A 19,244-nucleotide genomic window follows, 5' to 3' on the forward strand; every position below is an offset into this window, starting at 1 on the left:
CTCGGCTGAGGCGAGGGATCGAGATAGAGACGTACGATCGCGCGGATCGGTGGAGGCGAATCCCAGTCACTTCCTGCCGTTCTTCGTGGTCCGTCCTGCGGCTTTGGGTCGGGAACCCCGCCGCCCACCGCGCCGAGTGTCCCCCGCACACCGACTTATCGGCCATTCCCCCCGCGCGGCGCGCGCCCCTCGCGTGACGGCCCGCCCACGGCTCCGGACGACTCCGTTCTTCTGCTCCCACCGCCGACGAGGACCTGATTGATGTCAGCACACGTTCCAACCCACCAGCGGGCCGAGCGCCCGCCGATGGACCGGGCCCTGCTCGTCCTGCTGGTCGCGGTGGTCGTCACCGGCGGCGTCTGCCTGGTGGTGACGGCCGCGGTCCCCGCCGCGGACCGCGGGCTGGTCGCCGCCTGCACTGGAATCGCGGCGCTCGCCCTGTGCGCCGCACTGTCGTTCGCGGCGTACGGGTTCCAGACCGCGCGCGTCATGCGCGACCGTCTCGCGACGATGGAGTCGGAACTCGCCCGGCTCGCCGACGAGACCCTGCCGGCCGTCGTGAAACGGCTCCGCGACGGCGCGTCCGGCGCCACGGCCATGTCCTCCATCGAACAGCCCGCCGCCGCCGCGCACCGGCGGATCCTGCGCACCATCGTCGACGAGGTCGCCCGGGGAGAGCGCATGCGCGCCGCCGCGATGTCGGTCTGCGCGAACGCCGCCGGCCGCGTCCAGGCCCTCGCCACCAGCATGCTCGCCGACCTGCGCGAGATGGAGAACCGCCACGACGAGGCGGTCCTCGGCGACCTGCTCAAGCTCGACCACACGACGGCGCAGGCCGGCCGCCTCGCCGACAGCATCGCCGTGCTCACCGGCGCCCGGTCCGGACGGCGCTGGACGAAACCGATCGTGATGGAGAGCATCCTGCGCGGCGCGGTGGGCCGGATCAGCGCCTACCAGCGCGTCCGGGTGCACTCCACCAGCACCGTCGCGGTCGCGGGCTACGCCGCCGAAGGCGTCATGCACGCCCTGGCCGAGCTGATGGACAACGCGACGAGCTTCTCCCCGCCCTCGGAAGAGGTGCACGTCTACGTCGAAGAGGTGCACGCGGGCGTCGTGGTCACGATCGAGGACGGCGGCCTCGCCATGAGCGCCGCCGCGCTGGAGCGAGCGGAACGCGCCGTCTCGTCCGAGACGCTGGACCTGACCACGCTCTCCGGAACCCGGCTGGGTCTCGCGGTGGTGGGCTGCCTCGCCCGCAAACACGGCCTCACCGTCTCCTTCCGGCCCTCCTCGCGCGGCGGCACCGGAGTCGTGGTCCTGATCCCGAGGTCGCTGATCACGCAGCCCGCGCCGGGCACCGAGCCCAGCGCGTCCCGCGTCGTGGGTCTCGGCGCCCGCCGTGCCGAGGACGCCCGGGCCGGGGTGGCGATCGGAGCCGCCGCCACGCCCGTCACGCCGCTCGAGCGGCGCGTTCCCGCCGCGTCGGCGGACGCCACGACCGCGACGCCCGCCGACGAGGCGGTCACCGGCGAACCCGCCACCGGGGGACCCGGCGACCCGCCCACCGGGCCACTGGAGATCCCCGAGACCGCGGACGAGACCATCCCCGACACCGGCGACACGATCGCCGGGCTGCCCCGGCGCCGCAGGGGCCAGACACTCGCGGCGGCCGCCGCGTCGGCCAAGGCGGCCGATGCGCCGAAACCCCGCGTCGACAAGCCGACGACCGACCCCGGCGCGAGGTTCAGCGCCTTCCGTGAGGCCGGCCGCCGCAGGCGCAAGAACGGCGACACGCCTCCACCAGAGACGGATCAGAGCTGACCGCTCGGCTCACCCTGCCAGGCCCGAACGACAAGACAGAGATTGGAGGCAGGGGACGAGTCTCCGGTGCCCACGCCCGGATCACCGCCCCGCACCACCCATGAAGACCACAGACCGCGACCTCGACTGGCTGCTGGAGAACCTCCTCGAGCGGACCCCCGAGAGCCGGCACGCCATCGTCCTCTCCAAGGACGGGCTGAAGCTCTGCCACACGTACGGACTGAGCACCGACCAGGCCGACCAGCTCGCCGCCATCGCCTCGGGCATCCAGAGCCTGTCCTACGGCGCCTCGGCGGAGTTCGGCGACGGTACCGGCGGCCTCCGCCAGTCCATGACCGAGTTCCACGGCGGGCTGCTGTTCATCGTCGAGGCCGGAGAGGGCGCCCACCTGGCCCTCATCGCCGGCGAGGAGGCCGACGTGGGCGTGATCGGGCACAACATGCACGAGCTGGTCGAACAACTCGGCGAGTACCTGGTCGCCCAGCCGCGACGGCCGCAGCAGGGCAGCGCGACCCGATGACGTCCCGGTCAGTCGACAGAGAGGACCCGGACCGGCTGTACATCGTCACCGGCGGCCGTAGCCGGGTGGACGAGGACTCGATCGACATCGTCTCTCTGATCGTCAGCGAGTGCGATCCCACGCCGGGCATGCAGTCCGAGCACGTGAAGATCCTGCGCATGTGCACGAACCCGATGGCGGTCGTGGAGATCGCCGCAGAGCTCGGGCTACCGGTCAGCGTGGTGAAGATCCTCCTGTGCGACCTGCTCGACACGGGCCGGATCACCGCGCGTCATCCGACGATGGCACCCGCCAAGACCAAACTCCCCGAACCCGACATCCTGAAGCAGGTGCTCCTTGGACTTGAAAACCTCTGACCGGGTCACCGCGCCGCTGCGGAGCACCGCCAGCAACGGATTGAAGATCGTCATCGTCGGCGGCTTCGGCGTCGGCAAGACGACCATGGTCCGGTCGGTCAGCGAGATCCGCCCGCTCAGCACCGAAGAGGTCATGACCCGGGCGGGCGTCGGCATCGACGAGACGGCCGGCGTACGGGACAAGACGACCACGACGGTGGCGTTCGACTTCGGGCGGATCAGCCTGAACGACCAGATGGTGCTGTACCTGTTCGGCGCCCCGGGCCAGCAGCGCTTCTGGTTCCTGTGGGACCGGCTGTTCTCCGGCACGCTCGGGGCGGTCGTGCTGGTCGACACCCGGCGCGTCGAGGATTCCTGGTACGCCATCGACCGTCTCGAACACCACGGCATGCCCTTCATCGTCGCCCGCAACGACTTCGGCGGCCCCGCCTACCGGCTCGAGGACATCCGGAAGGCGCTGGACCTCTCCGACGACGTGCCCCTGATCGACTGCGACGCCCGCGAGCGCGAGTCGTCCAAGAAGGTGCTGATCACTCTCGTCAACCACCTGTACGCCCTGTCCACCGCCCAGGAAAGCGCGCGGTGACCGGGCGGCCGACGGGCGATCCGGACCCGGCGGCCCGCGCAGGGGGAACACGGACGACCCCCGTGAAGTCGTCCCCGGCGCATGCCGCTGCCGGGGTCTGATCGCCGCGCGCGATCAGGAGCTCAACACCGCACCGGAGACGAGCCCCACCGGACGCGGTCGACCGTCAACCGCCTCGCAGGAAGAGGAACATGACCGAGCCCGAGCCGACGATCCGGCCCCTCGGCCCACCGTCGCCGATCCCGCCCGACTCCGTGCCCCTGTACGGTCCGCGCTACGACAAGGAGAATCCAGCCCGGCTGTACGGGGAACTGAGGAACCGGCACGGGGCGGTGCTGCCCGTCCTGCTGGAAGGGGACGTGCCGGCCTGGCTGACCCTCGGCTACCGCGAGGTCCACCAGGTGCTCAGCGACTCGACGCTGTTCGCCCGGGACTCGCGCCGCTGGAACCAGTGGGAGAACATCCCCCCGGACTGGCCCCTCATGGCGCTCGTCGGATACCAGCCCGGATCGATCCTCTTCAGCGAGGGCGCCGCCCACCAGCGGCGGGCCCAGGCGATGACCGACGCCATGGAGCAGGTCGACCGGTTCGAGCTGAGGGCCCGATGCGAGCGGGTCGCCGACGAGCTCATCGACGAGTTCTGCGGCAGCGACGGGGCCGAGCTCATGGTCCAATACGCCAACCGGATCCCGGCGCTGGCACTCGCCGAGATGTTCGGCCTGCCCGACTCCGAGGCGTGGAGCATCGCGGAGGACGTGATGGCCGTCCTGGACGGCGGCGAGGGCGCGCTCGAGGCGTACCAGCGGTTCGCGGGCGCGATGGGGCGCCTGCTGGAGGCCAAGCGCGCCGAGCCGGGCCCGGACGTCGCCTCCCGGATGCTGCACCACCCCGCGGAGCTCACGGCCGAGGAGCTCACCCAGGACCTCCTCATCATGATGATCGCCGGACAGGACCCGACGGCCAACTGGATCGGCAACACGCTGCGGCTGATGCTGATCGACGACCGGTTCTCCCTGACCCTCGCGGGCGGGCGGCGCAGCGTCGGGCAGGCGATGAACGAGGTGCTCTGGGAGGAGTCGCCCGCCCAGAACACCTTCCGCTGGGCCACCCGCGACACCCGGCTGGGCGGACGGCACATCCGGGCCGGCGACGCCGTCGTCATCTGCCTCGCCGGCGCGAACTCCGATCCGCTGGTCCGGGCGGTGCCCGACGCCGGGTCGCGGGGCAACCACGCCCACTTCTCCTTCGGCCACGGCGACCACGGCTGCCCCTTCCCGGCCCCGGAGCTCGGCGAGGTCATCGCGGAGACCGCCGTCGAGGTGCTCCTGGACCGCCTGCCGGACGTACGGCTGGCCGTGCCGCCGAACGAGCTCGAATGGCGGCCGGCGTTCCGAGTGCGCGCGTTGAACGCGCTGCCGGTGAAGTTCTCCCCGGCCCCGGCGAGGACGCCGATGTGAACCGGCGGCCGCCCCCTCGCGGGGCGGCCCGTCGTTCGCCGCACCGGACCGGGTGACAGGTTCCCGTTCCCGCCGAGCGCGCCGAGACCCGGCCCCGCCGGTCTTCGGCGGGCGTCTCGGCGGCCCTGCCGGTCAGGAGCGGGCGTCCTGAGGTGCGGCCCCGCCGATCTTCGGCGGGCGTCCTGGGGTGCGGCCCCGCCGGTCAGGAGCGGGTGTGCCAGCTCATCGGCACGTCGCCCGTCTCTGGATCGGCCGGCGGGTTCGGGCCGAACTCCAGGGCGGCGTCGGCGGCGAGCTGGACGATGACGCGCCGCAGTTCGACGGCCGCCAGCCAGTGGCCGGGCAGCGCCGCCGTGCCGTACCGCGCGCCCAGCAGGTTGCCGCAGATCGAGCCGGTGGAGTCGCTGTCCCCGGAGTGGTTCACCGCGAGCCGCAACGCCCGCCGCATGACGTCGGCGGGCGCGCCGTCCCGTACCGCCAGCGCGGCGCACACCCCGATGGCCAGGGCCTCCTCGCCGGTCCAGCCGCCGCCGAGCGTCTCCAGCCGCTCGGGCGTGAGCGCGTCGCCCTCCCGGGCCAGCGCCACCGCCGCGTCGAGCGACGCGGAGGTCTCCTCATGGCCGGAGTACGACTCCAGCACCGTACGGGCGGCGTCGAGCGCGTCGGACAGGTCCGCGCCGCGCAGCAGACCCCAGACCGTCGCGGCCAGCACCCCGGCCGACAGGTACCCGCTCGGGTGGCCGTGGGTCAGGGCGGCGGACGTGGCCCCCATCGCGAACGCCGCGCGACGGCAGTCGGCGGCGCCCTCCGGGACGCGCGGAGAGAAGGGGAACCCCGCCGGGGCGGCCCGCATGACCCCGCCGCAGCCCTTCGAGTCGTTGATGGGCTCCTCGATGGTCCCCAGCGGGACGTATGGGCGCCGCCGCGCGGCGACGGCGTGCAGGGCGCTCAGGCAGGTCCGGCCGGGACCGCGCCGCTCGTGCATCTCCGGCCGGCCGAACAGCCAGCCGCCGCCGATGTCCTGTTCGGGGAACTCCTCGCCCTGCGTGCGCAGCCACTGCAGGTACGCGGCCTGCAGCAGGCCGGGCGCGGCTCCGCCGATGCCCTTGCCCCGCTCGCGGATGGACGCCTGGATCAGCGCATCGGCGGTGAACAGCGTCATCTGGGTGTCGTCGGTGACGGCGCCCACCCGCACCCGCGCGTCGCTGTACTCGGTGAGCCCCGCCGGGCCGTGCTTCTCCCGGATCTCCGCGATCGGCCGGCCCTCGATCGGCGCGCCGAGCGCGTCACCGATGGCGCCGCCCAGTAGACAGCCCAGCATGCGGTCAGGATCGGGATAAGTCATGCGATCGCCCACGCCGGTAAGTCTGCCAGGGGCCGGAACCGGACTCGGAGACCACGTGTCGCTCGGTTCCGACTACTCGGAGCGCTCCTTGTCGCTACTCTGCTCCCGTGAATGGCCTATTTGAGGACGCAACGGACAAGCCGCGCGTTACCGTGGCGAGCCGCCTGCTGGGCTGGTTCGAGCTGTTGCCGTTCCGTCGCGGTGTGACGCTCCTCGCCGTCCTCATCATCGTGCCGGCCTTCCTCATCGGGGGGCTGTTCGCCGTCCGCGGCGGCGGGCACGGCGACCCCTCGCGGTCCCAGGCGGCCGCCGCGACGCCGTCCGCACGGGACCACGACGACTCGGCAACGGCCGCACGGACCGAGCGGGCCATCGGCGAGATCGTCGCCTCCCGCAGCGTCCGCCCCGCGCCGAAGTCTCCCGGGACGTCCTCCGCGTCGTCCATGGGGACCCCCACCCCGACCCGACGCTCCCGGCCGACCCGCACCACGCGCCCGTCCCCCTCTCTCAGCACCAAATGCCCGGCGGAGCTGAAGAAGTGGCCGTGGATGTGGGAGCTGTGCCAACGCCGCCGCGGCGGCCACCCGAACCGATGAGGTCACGGACAGAGCACGAACCACAGTGTCACCTGTAGTACCGTCAACCCGCCGCACATCTTCGCCAGTCCCCCGGAGGATCTCCGCGTGCCAAGCACTCGGTCAGCGGCGCTGATCGCGGCGATCACGGCGGTCGTGCTCCTGCTGACGTCCAGCGCCGAGAATGAGTCGCCCGCCGCCGCGTCGCCGTCGGCCGACAGCGTCAAGACCCTTCGCAAGCAGGCCGACAAGGCCAAGAACGAGCTGTCTCAGGCCACCAAGGCCTGGGAGGCGCGCAAGAAGCAGCTCACCGCCTCCGAGGACAAGCTCAAGTCCACCCTCGCCGACCTCGGCACGGCCAACGCCGAGCTCACCAAGATCCGCGAGCCGCTGGCCCAGCTGGCCGCCAGCGCGTACAAGGAGCCGGGGGCCATGGGCATCCCGGCCCTGATCGGGGACAGTGACCCCGGCCGGGCGCTGGCCGCCGCCACCGACCTGACGATGCTGACCAACGACCAGAAGGCCCTCATCGACAGGGCCGACCGCCTGCAGCGGCAACGCGAGCAGCTGGCCGCGTCGGCGCAGGAGCTGCAGTCGAACAACGCGGTCGAGGAGGCGAAGCTGAAGCAGGAGATGAGCGCGCTGAAAGAACGCGCGTCCCGTCTCACCGCGCAGCTGACGGCCGCCCTGAAGAAGCTCGACCCGAACACCCGGTTGCAGCTCACCTGCCAGAAGAGCCTGGTCACCGAGGCGCGGAAGTTCCCCAACGGGCTCATCCCCGCCCGCTATCTCTGCCCGCTGCCGCAGCCCGGTCGGCAGCTCCGCGCCGACGCGGCCCTGGCCTTCTACAAGCTGAACGCCGCCTACAAGGCGCACTTCGGCGTCCAGATGTGCCTCACCGACTCCTACCGGCCCCTCGCCGAGCAGCAGCGGATCTACGCCGACCGGCCCGGCATGGCGGCCGTGCCAGGGCACAGCAACCACGGATGGGGCACCGCCGTCGACCTGTGCGGCGGAGTCCAGAGCCAGGGCTCGGCGCAGTTCAACTGGCTGCAGGCGAATTCGAAGAGGTACGAGTTCTTCCACCCGGCGTGGGCCTACAGCAGCCCCTTCGAGCCGTGGCACTGGGAGTACACCAAGGAGAACACCCCGGACGCCAGCGACTGACCCACGCCCCTCGGCGCAACGGACGGGGACGTTGAGACAGGGCCTAACCGACGATCGCGACCGACAGGCGGGAGTCGACGGCGGCGCGGGCGATGGCCGCCGCCTGGGCGCGGTCCGTGCGCAGCACGACGAGCGCTCCATCGCCGGTGCCGGTGCCAGGGCCGGGCCGGGGCACCGCGAGGACCGGCACCGCGGCCGCGACCGTGCGCGCCGGCAGGGGGCCCTCGGCGCGGGCGGCCAGGAGATCGACACGGTCGCCGGCGTGCAGGAGCCGCACGACGGCGGCGTCGGCGAGGCGCACCGGCGTCGCCACCGCGCCCGGGTCCGCGCCGTCGAGCAGCGTGCCGCCGCGCAGCCGCACGTCGGTCAGCGGCTCACCCCGGCGCACCGGCCCGGCCAGCGTGCGCCCGGCGGCCCGGCGGACGGTGCCCTCGGGCACGGCGCGGGCGGGCAGGGCGCGGACCGCGACGTCGGTGGCGCGCAGGGCCGTGCCGCCGGGCAGGTCGCGGGCGGCGACGAGAACCGGCACCCGGCGCGGGTGGGGCCGTGTGGCGGCGAGGCCGAGCGCCGCCGCCGCGGCGGCCAGCACGGCCGCGAGCAGGCGGCGGTGCCGGCTCAGCGTCGCTCTCATCGTCGCGTCCGCGGCGAGGCGGCGACGCTCATGGGATCGTGATGAGGGCCGCGGGCCCGTGCGGGGAGCGCGGGCGGCGCCGGGGCGGTCACGGGAGCTCGATCGGGAGGTCGAGCCCGTCCAGGGCGTGCGGGCAGGGGCAGTCGCGCTCGGCGGGCAGCGTGCCGATGATGTCGATGACGAGGTCGCGCAGCCGGTCGACGTTCTGCGCGAAGACGCTGAGCACCTCCTCGTGGGTGACGCCTTCGCCCTCCTCGATGCCGGCGTCGAGATCGGTGACGAGGCAGGCCGGGATGTAGCACAGGGCGAGCTCGCGGGCGAGGACGGCCTCGGGGTGCCCGGTCATGCCGACGAGGGTCCAGCCCTGGGCGGCGTACCAGCGGGACTCGGCGCGGGTGGAGAAGCGCGGCCCCTCGATGACGACGAGCGTGCCGCCGTCGACCGGCCGCCAGTCCGCGGCGCGGGCGGCCTCCAGCGCGGTGCGGCGGCCGCGCGGGCAGTAGGGGTCGGCGAAGGAGAGGTGCACGGCGCCGTCGTCGTAGTAGGTCTGGGCGCGGCCGCTGGTGCGGTCGACGAGCTGGTCGGGGATGGCGAGCGTGCCGGGGCCGCGGTCGGCGACGAGCGAGCCGACGGCGCTCGGCGCGACGACCTGCCGCACTCCGAGGGAGCGCAGGGCCCAGAGGTTCGCCCGGTAGGGGATCTGGTGCGGCGGGTAGCGGTGGTCGCGGCCGTGCCGGGGCAGGAACGCGACGCGGCGGCCGGCCACCGTGGTCAGGGCGATGGTGTCGCTGGGCGGGCCGTAGGGGGTGGCCACCTCGATCTCCTCGACGTCGTCGAGGAGGGAGTAGAAGCCGGAACCGCCGATCACACCGATCTCTGCATGCATGAGCCGGACCCTAGTCGGCGACCGGGACGGCCCGCGAGGCCGCCTCCCCAGCCTGTGGAGAACCCGCGGCCGCGCGACCGATACCGGACTCGCGATATGTCTTGTCAGGTGGAGTCACGCGTAATATCTTCTCGCTCATAGAGAAGACATGTCGCGTTTTCGGGAAGGTGAACCATGCCCAGCCGACTGGCCGGTGTCCCCGCCGGCCGCCGTACCAAGTGGGTCGTCCTCGTCGCCTGGCTGATCCTGCTCATGGTCGGCGGTGCCCTCGGAGGGAGACTGCAGGGCGTCACGAAGAACAGCGCCGACGCCTACCTGCCCGGCGCGGCCGAGGCGACCAAGGTCATCAAGCTGCAGAAGGAGCTGCACCACGAGGACGGGACCGTCACGCTCGTGTCGTACGAGCGGCGCGGCGGCGTCACACCGCAGGACCTGGCGTTCGCGCGATCGGCGGCCGCGCAGCTGAAGGGCCTCTCGCACGTGGCCTCCGTGGCGGGGCCCATCACGTCCCAGGACGGCCGGGCGATGCAGCTGGTCGTCCCGGTCAGCGGTGACGGGGACATCGTCCTCAAGACGATCGACGACCTCCGCGAGGTCGTTGAACGCGGACCGCCGGCCGGCCTCGACGTCCGCGTGACCGGGCCGGGCGGCACGATGTCCGACCTGATCGGGGTCTTCATGAAGGTCGACGGCACGCTGCTGCTCGTCACCCTGGCCGTCGTGGTCGTCATGCTGCTGCTGACGTACCGCAGCCCGTTCCTGTGGATCGTGCCGCTCGTGTCGGCCGGCTCGGCGTACATGCTGTCGCAGGGCCTGGTGTACCTGCTGGCGAAGGCGGGCCTCACGGTCAACAGCCAGAGCACCGCGATCCTCGCGGTCCTGGTGTTCGGCGCGGGCACGGACTACGCGCTGCTGCTGATCGCCCGCTACCGGGAGGAACTGCACCGGCACGAGGACAGGCACGAGGCCATGCGGATCGCGCTGCGCCGGGCGGGGCCCGCCGTCCTCGCCAGCGGCGCGACGGTGACGATCGCGCTGCTGTGCCTGCTCGTCGCCGAGCTCAACTCCACCAGCGGCCTCGGCCCGGTCGCGGCGGTCGGCATCGTCTGCGCGCTGGCCGCCATGACGACGCTCCTGCCCGCCCTGCTCGTGGCGCTGCCGCGCGGCGTCTTCTGGCCGGTCGTACCGCGGTTCGACGCGCGGTACGCCGACGAGCCCGACGCGCTGGAGAAGGAGCACGGCGTCTGGACCCGCGTCGCGCGGTTCGTCAGCGCCCGGCCACGGATCATCTCCGTCGGCGGCGTGCTGATGCTGGCCGCCCTCGCGTGCGGAATCCTGTCGCTGCGGACCGGGCCGATCTCCAACGCCGGGCAGTTCGTCGGCACGCCCGACTCGGTCGTGGGGGAGCGCGCCCTGGCACGGCACTTCCCGGCCGGCACCGGCAGCCCGGCGGTCGTCATCGGCCCGCACGAGCCCGGCCTGCGCGCCACGATCGCCCGTACGCCCGGCGTGTCCGGCGTGAGCGATCCGGTCGTCGTGGGCGGCTACGAGCAGTACGAGGCGACCCTGTCCAGCGCGGCGGACACCCGGGCCGCCCGTGACACGGTCGACCGGCTGCGCACGGCCGTGCATCCCCTGGGCGCGAAGGTCGGCGGGACCACCGCCGTCAACCTCGACACCCAGCGTGCCGCCGCGCACGACAACAAGGTGATCATCCCGATCGTGCTGGGGGTCGTGTTCGTCATCCTGGTCCTGCTGCTGCGGGCCCTGGTCGCGCCGCTGCTGCTGATGGCCACGGTGGTGCTGTCGTTCGCCGCGTCGCTCGGGGTCTGCGGGCTGGTGTTCACCCACGTGTTCGGGTTCGAGGGCGCCGACTCCGGCTTCCCGCTGGAGATCTTCATCTTCCTGGTCGCGCTCGGCGTCGACTACAACATCTTCCTCATGACGCGGGTGCGGGAGGAGTCGCAGCGGATCGGCACGCGACCCGGCGTGCTGCGCGGGCTCACCGTCACCGGCGGCGTGATCACGTCGGCCGGGGTCGTGCTGGCCGCGACGTTCGCGGGGCTGGCGACCTTGCCGGTGACGGGCACGGTGGAGATGGCGTTCGCGGTGGCGTTCGGCGTGCTGCTCGACAGCCTGCTGATCCGGTCGCTGCTCGTCCCGGCGCTGACGTACGACATCGGAGGGCGGGTCTGGCTGCCGGGCCGCCTCGCCGGGGACCGGGACCTCAGGCCGGACGACCGGCCGATGCCGCAGACCGTGCGCTGATCACAGCGAGGGCGGGCTCCCCGGCCGGGCGGGGAGCCCGCCCACGAGCGGCTGAGGACCGGGCGCTCGACGAATCGATCCGTCGTAAGCGACGGTCAGGCGACCTTCTCGGAGGACCCGGAGGAGCCGGAAGAACCGGAAGAGGAGTCGGACGAGGACGAGGATGAGGAGGACCCCTTCTTCGCCTCGGTCTTGGCGGGCTCGCTCTTCTTGACGGAGCTGCTCGACGAGGTGGTCGACCCGCTGCGGCTGTCGGTGCGGTAGAAGCCCGATCCCTTGAACACGATCGCGGCCGCGGAGAACACCTTGCGCAGACGCCCGCCGCAGGCGGGGCACTCGGTCAGCGGATCGTCGCTGAACTTCTGCACGACCTCCAGAGGCTCACCGCATTCGGTGCACGCGTACTGATACGTCGGCACGAGTTCCTCCTAGCTGTACACAGCCTCGGGGGCTGGCACTCTCACTCAATGACTGCTAATGCTACCGGGCTCGGATTGATTCCCGCCGCCTGCGTTCACCGATCGCCGTGCTCGCCGTACCAGCCGGCCAGCTTCCCGCGCCGGCTGACGGCGCGCAGGCGGCGTTCGGCGGCGGGGCGGGCGGCGCTGGTCGCCACGACCAGGAGCTCGTCGCCCGCCAGCAGGGCGGTGTCGGGGCCCGGCACGAAGCTGCGGCCCTCCCGAACGATCAGGGTGATCACCGCCCCCTCGGGGAGCCGCAGCTCGAAGATCTCCACGTTGTCGAGCCGGGAGTCCGGCGGGATCCGGATGTCCAGCAGGTCGGCGTGCAGCTCCTCCAGCGGCGCCGCCTCGACGTCGATGTCCCGGGCGCGGTCGGGAACGGTCACCTTCAGCAGGCGCGCGAACGCGGACAACGTCGGGCCCTGCAGCAGCGTGAACACCACCACGATGATGAACACCTGGGCGAACAGCGCCTGGGCTCCCGGCAGCCCCGCCGTCACGGGGATCGTGGCCAGCACGATCGGCACCGCGCCCCGCAGCCCGGCCCATGACAGGAACGCCTTCGTGCGCAGGTCGAGCCCGAAGAACGGCGTCGACGCCAGCACCGACAGCGGACGCGCCACCAGGACCAGTGCGAACCCGCAGATCAGCGCCGTGCCGATCTGTGCCGGCAGTTCCCGCGGCGACGCCAGCAGCCCGAGCATGATGAACAGCCCGATCTGGGCCAGCGTGGCCAGCCCCTCGGCGAACCCGCGGGTGGCCGGACGGTGCGGCAGCGGGCTGTTGCCCAGGAAGAGCGCCGTCAGATAGGTCGCCAGGAACCCGCTGGCGTGCGCGACGGACGCCAGGCCGTACGCGCCGACGGCGAGCGACAGCACCGCGATGGGGTACAGGCCGGACGCGGGCAGCGCCGCCCTCCGCAGCCCGTGCGCGCCGAGCCAGCCGACCAGGAGGCCGAGCGCCGCCCCGGCGGCCAGTTCGTAGACCAGCTCGCCCGCCATCAGCAGCGGCGACTCGACGTGCTTCGCGCTGAGCGCGACGACGAGGATGACCACCGGCGCGTCGTTGAAGCCGGACTCGGCCTCCAGGATGCCGGTCATGCCGGCGGGCAGCGGCAGCCGGCGCAGCACCGAGAACACGGCGGCCGCGTCCGTCGGAGCGAGCACCGCGCCCAGGAGCAGGGCCGGGCGCCACTCGATGCCGACGAGCCAGTGCGCCACCGCCGCGACGACCACGATGCTGACCGCCGTGCCGGCGATGGCCAGCGAGAGCGCGGCCGGGATGGCGTCCCGTACGCCCGCCCAGCGGGTGGTGAGCCCGCCTTCGGCCAGGATGAGGACCAGCGCCGCCAGCCCCAGGGTCTCGGCGACCAGCATGTCGTCGAAACGGATGCCGAATCCCGACTCACCCAGGATGAGACCGAGCGCGAGGTACAGGAGCAGGCTGGGCAGCCCGCTGCGGTGGGCCAGGCGGACCGCCACGATCGCCGTGATGACCACGATCGAGCCGAGCAGCAGCCACAGGTCGAGTTTCACCCACACCCCCTTGAACAGGACTTTCTCACAATCCGTCACCGAGGGTGGCGGAGCACCGCCACGCGGGACGGGAGGAGCCGGCCGGCCGCGCGGACGCGACGCGCCCGCGCGGCGTGCCGGCGGTGGTGGATCAGCGGTGACGGATCAGCGGGTCGAGGCCGTTGACGACGTGCGCCACCGGACGGCCCTCGACCGCCGCGCGGATGTTGTCCACGACGGCGGTGAGGATGTTGAGCTGGGACTGCCGGGTCGCGCCGGCCGCGTGCGGGGACAGCAGGACGTTCTCGTGCGCCCGGAGCGGGTGGCCGGCGGGCAGGGGCTCGTCCTCGAACACGTCGAGCGCCGCCCCGGCCAGCCGGCCGCCGTCCAGCGCGGCGAGCACGGCGTCGTCCGGCGCGATGCCGCCGCGCGCGACGTTGATGAGGAACGCGCCGTCCGGCAGCAGCGCCAGCCGCCGGGAGTCCAGCAGCCCGATGGTCTCCGGCGTGCGCGGCAGGCAGACGACGAGGACGTCGGAGACCGCCAGCAGGTCGTCCAGCTCCAGGCGGACGCCCGTGTCCCGGCGCCGCCGCGACCAGTACGCGACGCGGCAGCCCAGCGCCTCGAACAGCCGCATGACCTCCGTGCCGATCGCGCCCATGCCGAGCACGCCGACGCGGCGGTTCGCCAGCTCGTCCGCACCGCGGGCGGCGGTCTCGAGCTGCGGCCAGCCACCCTCCCGCATGCGCCGGTCGGCCCACGACAGCTGCCGGGACAGGTTCAGCGCGGCGGCCAGGGCCCACTCGGCCACCGACCGGGCGTTCGCGCCGGCGGTGTTGGCCACCGCCACGCCGGCGGCGGTCAGCGCGTCCAGGTCGAGGCTGTCCACCCCGACCTGCGGCATCTGCACGAACGTCAGGCGCGGCGCCGCCGCGACGGCGGCGGCGTCGAGGGACAGCTCACCGGTGAAGTCGCCGACGACCAGCTCCGCGTCCGCCAGCGCCGCGTGCAGGGCGCTGCGGCTCCGCTCGGCGGGCACGACCACCTCGGCGCCGAGCGGGTCGAACACCTGGTGGATCAGGTCCGCGCCGAGCGGCGGCAGCGCGAGCAGCCGCCAGCGGCCCCCGTTCACGTTCACGTCGCGGCCCCGGCGAACCTGACCAGGCCGCCCGACGGGGTGACCGCCGCCCGTACGGGAAGGTCGTGCGGCTCGGCGGGCAGGGACGCGACCAGCTCGGTGTCGTACACCGGCGCGATCGTGAGGATCTCCGGGGAGACGCGGGTCAGCGCGCGGTCGTACGAGCCGCCGCCGCGTCCGAGGCGCACGCCGCCGGCCGACACCGCCAGCGCGGGGACGATCACGAGGTCGGCGCTGCGGATCGCCTCCGGGCCGCGCGCCGGCTCGGTCGGCTCCAGCAGGCCGTACGGTCCGGGGCGCAGCGAGTCGGGCCCCTCGTAGGACGCCCAGTCGAGGTCCCGGTCCGGTAGCAGCCGGGGGACGAGGACGTACGTGCCGCGCTTCCACAGGGCGAACAGCAGGCTCTGGGTGGCCGGCTCGGAGCCGACCGAGACGTACGCGGCGACGGTGCCGGCCATCTCCGCCTCCGGCAGCGTCAGCACGGTGTCGCGCAACAGCCGCCCGGCGGCGGTGCGTTCGTCCGGGGTGAGGCGGGCGCGGGCCGCCAGCAGGTCCGAACGCAGGGCCGTCTTCTCACCGGTGATGTCACGCACCCGTCCATTGTCGCGTGAAAATCACGTGACATTTCTCGGCGGACGCCCACTGGGAGGGGGACCGTCCGCAGAACCATCGCGATCGGCGGCTAGGGTCTTGTCATGGCCGACCACGTACCCGTCACCAAGGCGGTCGTTCCCGCTGCCGGCCTTGGCACGCGATTCCTGCCCGCGACCAAGGCGACCCCCAAGGAAATGCTCCCCATCGTCGACAAGCCGGCGATCCAGTACGTCGTCGAGGAGGCCGTCTCGGCCGGGCTCGACGACATCCTGCTGATCACCGGCCGGGGCAAGCGTCCGATCGAGGATCACTTCGACCGCGCGTACGAGCTGGAGGAGGCGCTCCGCGCCAAGGAGGACCCCGAGCGGCTGGGCTCGGTCCGGGAGTCCGCGGAGCTCGCCGACGTCCACTACGTGCGGCAGGGCGAGCCGAAGGGCCTCGGGCACGCCGTGTACTGCGCCCGCCGGCACGTGGGCGACGAGCCGTTCGCCGTGCTGCTGGGCGATGACCTGATCGACGAGCGCGACGCGCTGCTGCAACGCATGCTCGAGGTCCGCGAGACCTACGGCGGCAGTGTCGTGGCGCTGATGGAGGTCGAGCCCGAGCAGGTGTCGCTGTACGGCTGCGCCGCGATCGAGCCGACCGACGAGGACGACGTCGTCCGCGTCACCGACCTCGTCGAGAAGCCCGTGCCCGGTGAGGCCCCGAGCCGGTGGATCATCATCGGCCGGTACGTCTGCGACCCCGCCGTGTTCGACGTCCTGGAGAAGACCCCGCCAGGCCGGGGCGGCGAGATCCAGCTCACCGACGCGCTGCTCACGCTGGCCAAGCGGGATCGCTCGGAGGGCGGCCCGGTGCACGGCGTGCTGTTCCGCGGCCGCCGCTACGACACCGGCAACAAGCTGGACTACCTGCGCACGGTCGTGCAGTTCGCGGCCGACCGGCCCGAACTGGCCGACGAGTTCCTGCCGTGGCTCCGAGAGTTCGTGGCGAAGCACGATGAAGCGGGTAGATGAGCATCTGGCGGACATCCTGGGGGCGATACGGCAACTTCCGCCCCTGGAGCTGGCCCTGCCGGAGTCATACGGCGGCGTCCTCGCCGAGCCCGTCACCGCGCCCGTCGACCTGCCGCCGTTCGACAACTCCGCCATGGACGGCTACGCGGTGCTGGCCGCGGACGTCGCGGCCGCGTCCGAGACATCACCCGTGACCCTGGCGGTCGCCGGCGACATCGCCGCCGGCGACCAGGGCGCGTACGACATCGACCCGGGGCGGTGCGCCCGCATCATGACGGGCGCGCCGCTGCCCGCCGGAGCGGACGCCATCGTCCCGGTCGAGTGGACCGACGGCGGCACCGCCGAGGTGACGATCCGCCGGTCCGCCACGCCCGGGCACTACATCCGGCGCGCGGGGGAGGACGTCACCGCCGGGACGACCGTCCTGCCGGCCGGCACCCGGCTCGGCGCCGCCCAGATCGGCATGCTCGCCGCGGTCGGCCGGGCCCGCGTCCTCGTGCGTCCCCGGCCCCGCGTCGCCGTGCTGTCCACCGGCACCGAGCTCGTCGAGCCCGGCGAGCCGGTGGGGCCCGGCCAGATCTGGGACTCCAACAGCTTCGCGCTGACCGCCGCCGTCACCGAGGCGGGCGGCGTGGGGTTCCGGGCGGGCTCGGTCGGCGACGACCCGCGCGAGGTCCTGGCCACGATCGAGGAGCGGCTCGCGTCCGCCGACGTGATCATCACGTCGGGCGGCGTGAGCATGGGCGCCTACGACGTCGTCAAGGAGGTGCTGTCCGGGCTCGGCACCATGCGGTTCGAGAAGGTCGCGATGCGGCCAGGCAAGCCCCAGGGCTTCGGCCTGCTCGACGACCGCGTGCCCGTCTTCACCCTGCCCGGCAACCCGGTCAGCGCGTACGTCTCCTTCCAGGTGTTCGTCCGCCCGGCGCTGCGCGCGCTGCAGGGCCTGCCACCCGAGCCGCCGCGCACCGTACGGGCCCGCCTCACCGCGCCGGTCACCTCGCCGGGAGGACTGCGGCACTACCTGCGCGCCGTCCTGTCACCGGCGGAGGGGGAGCACCACGTGGCCCCGGCGGAGGCGCAGGGCTCCCACCAGGTGTTCGCGCTGTCGTCCTCGAACGCCCTGATCGTCGTCCCCGAGGACGTCACCGACCTGCGGACCGGCGACACCGTCGACGTCCTGGAGCTGCCATGACCACAGTGTGTCCGGCCACTCCGCCGGCAAGGGAGGGCGCGTGACCGGGTTCTCCCACCTCGACGAGTCCGGAGCGGCCCGGATGGTGGACGTCTCCGCCAAGGAGGTCTCCGCCCGTACGGCCACCGCCACCGGCTTCGTACGGCTGTCCGCGGAGTGCGTCGCGGCCCTGCGCGCCGGGAACGTCCCCAAGGGCGACGCGCTCGCCGTCGCCCGCATCGCGGGGATCCAGGCGGCCAAGCGCACCCCCGACCTCGTCCCGCTGTGCCACCCCATCGCCATCCACGGCGTCACCGTCGACCTGACCGTACGGGACGAGGGCGTCGCCATCAGCGCGCAGGTGCGCACCGCCGACCGGACGGGCGTCGAGATGGAGGCGCTGACCTGCGTGTCCGTCGCCGGGCTCGCCCTCATCGACATGGTCAAGGCGGTCGACCCGGCCGCCGTGATCACGGACGTGCGGGTCGAGGAGAAGACCGGCGGCAAGACCGGCGTCTGGCGGCGTCCGTGACGGCGATCAGGGCCATGGCGGTCACCGTGTCCAACCGCGCGTCCGCGGGCGTCTACGAGGACACCTCCGGGCCGATCCTCGTCCGGCTCCTCCAGGACCTGGGCTGCGAGGTCGACGGCCCGGTCGTCGTCCCCGACGGCGACCCGGTCGAGGAGGTCCTGCGCGAGGCCGTCGCCCAGGGCTACGACGCCGTCATCACCAGCGGCGGCACCGGGCTCACCCCGACCGACCGGACCCCGGAGATGACCCGGCGCGTCATCGAGCGCGAGATTCCCGGAATCGCCGAGGCCATCCGGCTCGCCGGCCGGGAGAAGGTCCCGGCCGCGATCCTGTCCCGCGGCCTGGCGGGCGTCGCCGGCCGTACCCTCATCGTCAACCTGCCCGGCTCCACCGGCGGGGTACGCGACGGGATGGCCGTGCTCGGCGAGGTGCTGCGGCACGCCGTCGACCAGATCGGCGGCGGCGATCATCCACGCACCCCGTGACGAGGATGGCGTAGGACCCGTCACAGGGGAATCATGGGAGTGTGGCAAGCATGCGGGGTTGGCCGGCCAACCTGAACGAGGGGCCGGTCGGGCTGCGGCCCTTGCGGCTGCGTGACGCGCGGACCTGGCGCGAGGTGCGGATCCGCAACGCCGAATGGCTGCGCCCCTGGGAGCCCACCAATCCCGAGACGCCCCTGTTCCGCAGCGGCCTCGGCCCCTACCTCAGCATGGTGCAGACCATGCGCCGCGAGGCCCGGCACGGCCTGGCCCTCCCGTGGGTCGTGACGTACGAGGGGGAGTTCGTCGGCCAGCTCACGATCGGGGCCATCGTCTGGGGCTCCGCCCGGTCGGCGCAGATCGGCTACTGGGTCGACAAGGCCGTCGCCGGCCGCGGGGTCATGCCCACCGCGGTCGCGCTGGCCGTCGACCACGCCTTCTTCAACGTCGGCCTGCACCGCGTCGAGGCGAACATCCGCCCGGAGAACACCGCCAGCCGCCGCGTCGTGGACAAACTCGGCTTCCGCGAAGAAGGCGTCCGGCGGCGGCACTTGCACATCGACGGCGCCTGGCGTGACCACATCTGTTATGCGCTGACCACCGAGGATGTCCCCGGCGGCCTGCTGAGCCGCTGGCGCGCCAGCACCCGCCAGACGTTCCCCCGCTGACCGGAATTCACCGTCGCGTCACCGGGCCCCTGAAGCCTCGGCATGGGCGAGCGTTC

The 19,244-nt window shown here is 73.0% G+C and carries 20 protein-coding genes; 13 read left to right on the forward strand and 7 right to left on the reverse strand.

Going from position 1 to position 19,244, the window contains the following annotated elements; all coding sequences use genetic code 11:
* Nucleotides 1-261 precede the first annotated feature (261 nt).
* The 5 genes from NE235_RS11915 (at nt 262) to NE235_RS11935 (ending at nt 4,740) form a co-directional block, all read left to right on the forward strand.
* Nucleotides 262-1,821, forward strand: coding sequence for an ATP-binding protein (locus tag NE235_RS11915; protein ID WP_252801900.1), 1,560 nt, complete (start codon nt 262-264; stop codon nt 1,819-1,821).
* Between the two features lie 100 nt (nt 1,822-1,921).
* Entirely contained in the window at nt 1,922-2,341 is a 420-nt protein-coding gene (locus tag NE235_RS11920; RefSeq protein ID WP_252801901.1) for a roadblock/LC7 domain-containing protein, read from the forward strand.
* Nucleotides 2,338-2,697 (forward strand): DUF742 domain-containing protein, encoded by a 360-nt coding sequence (locus NE235_RS11925; RefSeq protein ID WP_252801903.1) that lies wholly within the window; start codon nt 2,338-2,340, stop codon nt 2,695-2,697. Before NE235_RS11920 ends, NE235_RS11925 begins: the two co-directional genes overlap by 4 nt.
* Nucleotides 2,678-3,283: a GTP-binding protein gene (locus NE235_RS11930; RefSeq protein WP_252801905.1), complete on the forward strand. Its 606-nt coding sequence runs from the start codon at nt 2,678-2,680 to the stop codon at nt 3,281-3,283. Before NE235_RS11925 ends, NE235_RS11930 begins: the two co-directional genes overlap by 20 nt.
* A gap of 191 nt (nt 3,284-3,474) precedes the next feature.
* The gene (locus NE235_RS11935) at nt 3,475-4,740 is read left to right on the forward strand and encodes a cytochrome P450 (protein ID WP_252801907.1); all 1,266 of its coding nucleotides are present in this window, start codon (nt 3,475-3,477) and stop codon (nt 4,738-4,740) included.
* 202 nt (nt 4,741-4,942) lie between these two features.
* On the opposite strand, the gene NE235_RS11940 is transcribed toward NE235_RS11935, so the two are convergent.
* A complete protein-coding gene (locus NE235_RS11940) occupies nt 4,943-6,061 on the reverse strand; it encodes an ADP-ribosylglycohydrolase family protein (RefSeq protein ID WP_252801909.1) in 1,119 nt (372 codons plus the stop codon).
* A gap of 131 nt (nt 6,062-6,192) precedes the next feature.
* Here NE235_RS11940 and NE235_RS11945 point away from each other — a divergent pair, with 131 nt between their 5' ends.
* Both NE235_RS11945 and NE235_RS11950 read left to right on the forward strand, forming a co-directional pair.
* A complete protein-coding gene (locus NE235_RS11945) occupies nt 6,193-6,681 on the forward strand; it encodes a hypothetical protein (RefSeq protein ID WP_252801911.1) in 489 nt (162 codons plus the stop codon).
* 87 nt (nt 6,682-6,768) lie between these two features.
* Nucleotides 6,769-7,827 carry a D-alanyl-D-alanine carboxypeptidase family protein gene (locus NE235_RS11950; protein ID WP_252801913.1) on the forward strand — a complete coding sequence of 353 codons (1,059 nt, stop codon included), beginning with the start codon at nt 6,769-6,771 and terminating at the stop codon, nt 7,825-7,827.
* A 43-nt stretch (nt 7,828-7,870) separates the two neighbouring features.
* Here NE235_RS11950 and NE235_RS11955 read toward each other — a convergent pair whose 3' ends face one another.
* Both NE235_RS11955 and NE235_RS11960 read right to left on the reverse strand, forming a co-directional pair.
* Nucleotides 7,871-8,458, reverse strand: coding sequence for an SAF domain-containing protein (locus NE235_RS11955; protein WP_252801915.1), 588 nt, complete (start codon nt 8,456-8,458; stop codon nt 7,871-7,873).
* Between the two features lie 88 nt (nt 8,459-8,546).
* Nucleotides 8,547-9,344, reverse strand: coding sequence for an S-methyl-5'-thioadenosine phosphorylase (locus NE235_RS11960; RefSeq protein WP_252801916.1), 798 nt, complete (start codon nt 9,342-9,344; stop codon nt 8,547-8,549).
* A gap of 174 nt (nt 9,345-9,518) precedes the next feature.
* On the opposite strand from NE235_RS11960, the gene NE235_RS11965 reads away from it, so the two are divergent.
* Nucleotides 9,519-11,612: an MMPL family transporter gene (locus NE235_RS11965; protein WP_252801919.1), complete on the forward strand. Its 2,094-nt coding sequence runs from the start codon at nt 9,519-9,521 to the stop codon at nt 11,610-11,612.
* 95 nt (nt 11,613-11,707) lie between these two features.
* Here NE235_RS11965 and NE235_RS11970 read toward each other — a convergent pair whose 3' ends face one another.
* The 4 genes from NE235_RS11970 to NE235_RS11985 all read right to left on the reverse strand — a co-directional run bounded on the left by NE235_RS11970 (nt 11,708) and on the right by NE235_RS11985 (nt 15,318).
* A complete protein-coding gene (locus tag NE235_RS11970) occupies nt 11,708-12,031 on the reverse strand; it encodes an FmdB family zinc ribbon protein (protein ID WP_252801920.1) in 324 nt (107 codons plus the stop codon).
* Between the two features lie 95 nt (nt 12,032-12,126).
* On the reverse strand, nt 12,127-13,608 hold the full coding sequence (locus tag NE235_RS11975) for a potassium/proton antiporter (RefSeq protein WP_252801922.1): 1,482 nt from the start codon (nt 13,606-13,608) through the stop codon (nt 12,127-12,129).
* A gap of 130 nt (nt 13,609-13,738) precedes the next feature.
* On the reverse strand, nt 13,739-14,725 hold the full coding sequence (locus NE235_RS11980) for an NAD(P)-dependent oxidoreductase (protein ID WP_252801925.1): 987 nt from the start codon (nt 14,723-14,725) through the stop codon (nt 13,739-13,741).
* Nucleotides 14,722-15,318: a 5-formyltetrahydrofolate cyclo-ligase gene (locus tag NE235_RS11985; protein ID WP_252801927.1), complete on the reverse strand. Its 597-nt coding sequence runs from the start codon at nt 15,316-15,318 to the stop codon at nt 14,722-14,724. Before NE235_RS11985 ends, NE235_RS11980 begins: the two co-directional genes overlap by 4 nt.
* A 102-nt stretch (nt 15,319-15,420) precedes the next feature.
* Between NE235_RS11985 and galU the strand changes: the two genes are divergently transcribed.
* From galU to NE235_RS12010, 5 genes are read left to right on the forward strand one after another with little or no spacing between them, the layout of a single operon-like run.
* On the forward strand, nt 15,421-16,335 hold the full coding sequence (gene galU / locus NE235_RS11990) for a UTP--glucose-1-phosphate uridylyltransferase GalU (protein ID WP_252801929.1): 915 nt from the start codon (nt 15,421-15,423) through the stop codon (nt 16,333-16,335).
* Nucleotides 16,319-17,527: a molybdotransferase-like divisome protein Glp gene (gene glp / locus NE235_RS11995; protein WP_252801932.1), complete on the forward strand. Its 1,209-nt coding sequence runs from the start codon at nt 16,319-16,321 to the stop codon at nt 17,525-17,527. Before galU ends, glp begins: the two co-directional genes overlap by 17 nt.
* A 40-nt stretch (nt 17,528-17,567) precedes the next feature.
* On the forward strand, nt 17,568-18,038 hold the full coding sequence (gene moaC, locus NE235_RS12000) for a cyclic pyranopterin monophosphate synthase MoaC (RefSeq protein WP_308206060.1): 471 nt from the start codon (nt 17,568-17,570) through the stop codon (nt 18,036-18,038).
* A 14-nt stretch (nt 18,039-18,052) separates the two neighbouring features.
* The gene (locus NE235_RS12005) at nt 18,053-18,523 is read left to right on the forward strand and encodes a MogA/MoaB family molybdenum cofactor biosynthesis protein (protein ID WP_252802406.1); all 471 of its coding nucleotides are present in this window, start codon (nt 18,053-18,055) and stop codon (nt 18,521-18,523) included.
* Between the two features lie 50 nt (nt 18,524-18,573).
* A complete protein-coding gene (locus tag NE235_RS12010; RefSeq protein WP_252801934.1) occupies nt 18,574-19,188 on the forward strand; it encodes a GNAT family N-acetyltransferase in 615 nt (204 codons plus the stop codon).
* The last annotated feature ends 56 nt before the right edge of the window (nt 19,189-19,244 follow it).

Origin of the sequence: Actinoallomurus spadix (assembly GCF_024055725.1) — a bacterium.
In the GTDB taxonomy this organism is placed as follows: Bacteria; Actinomycetota; Actinomycetes; order Streptosporangiales; family Streptosporangiaceae; genus Actinoallomurus; species Actinoallomurus spadix.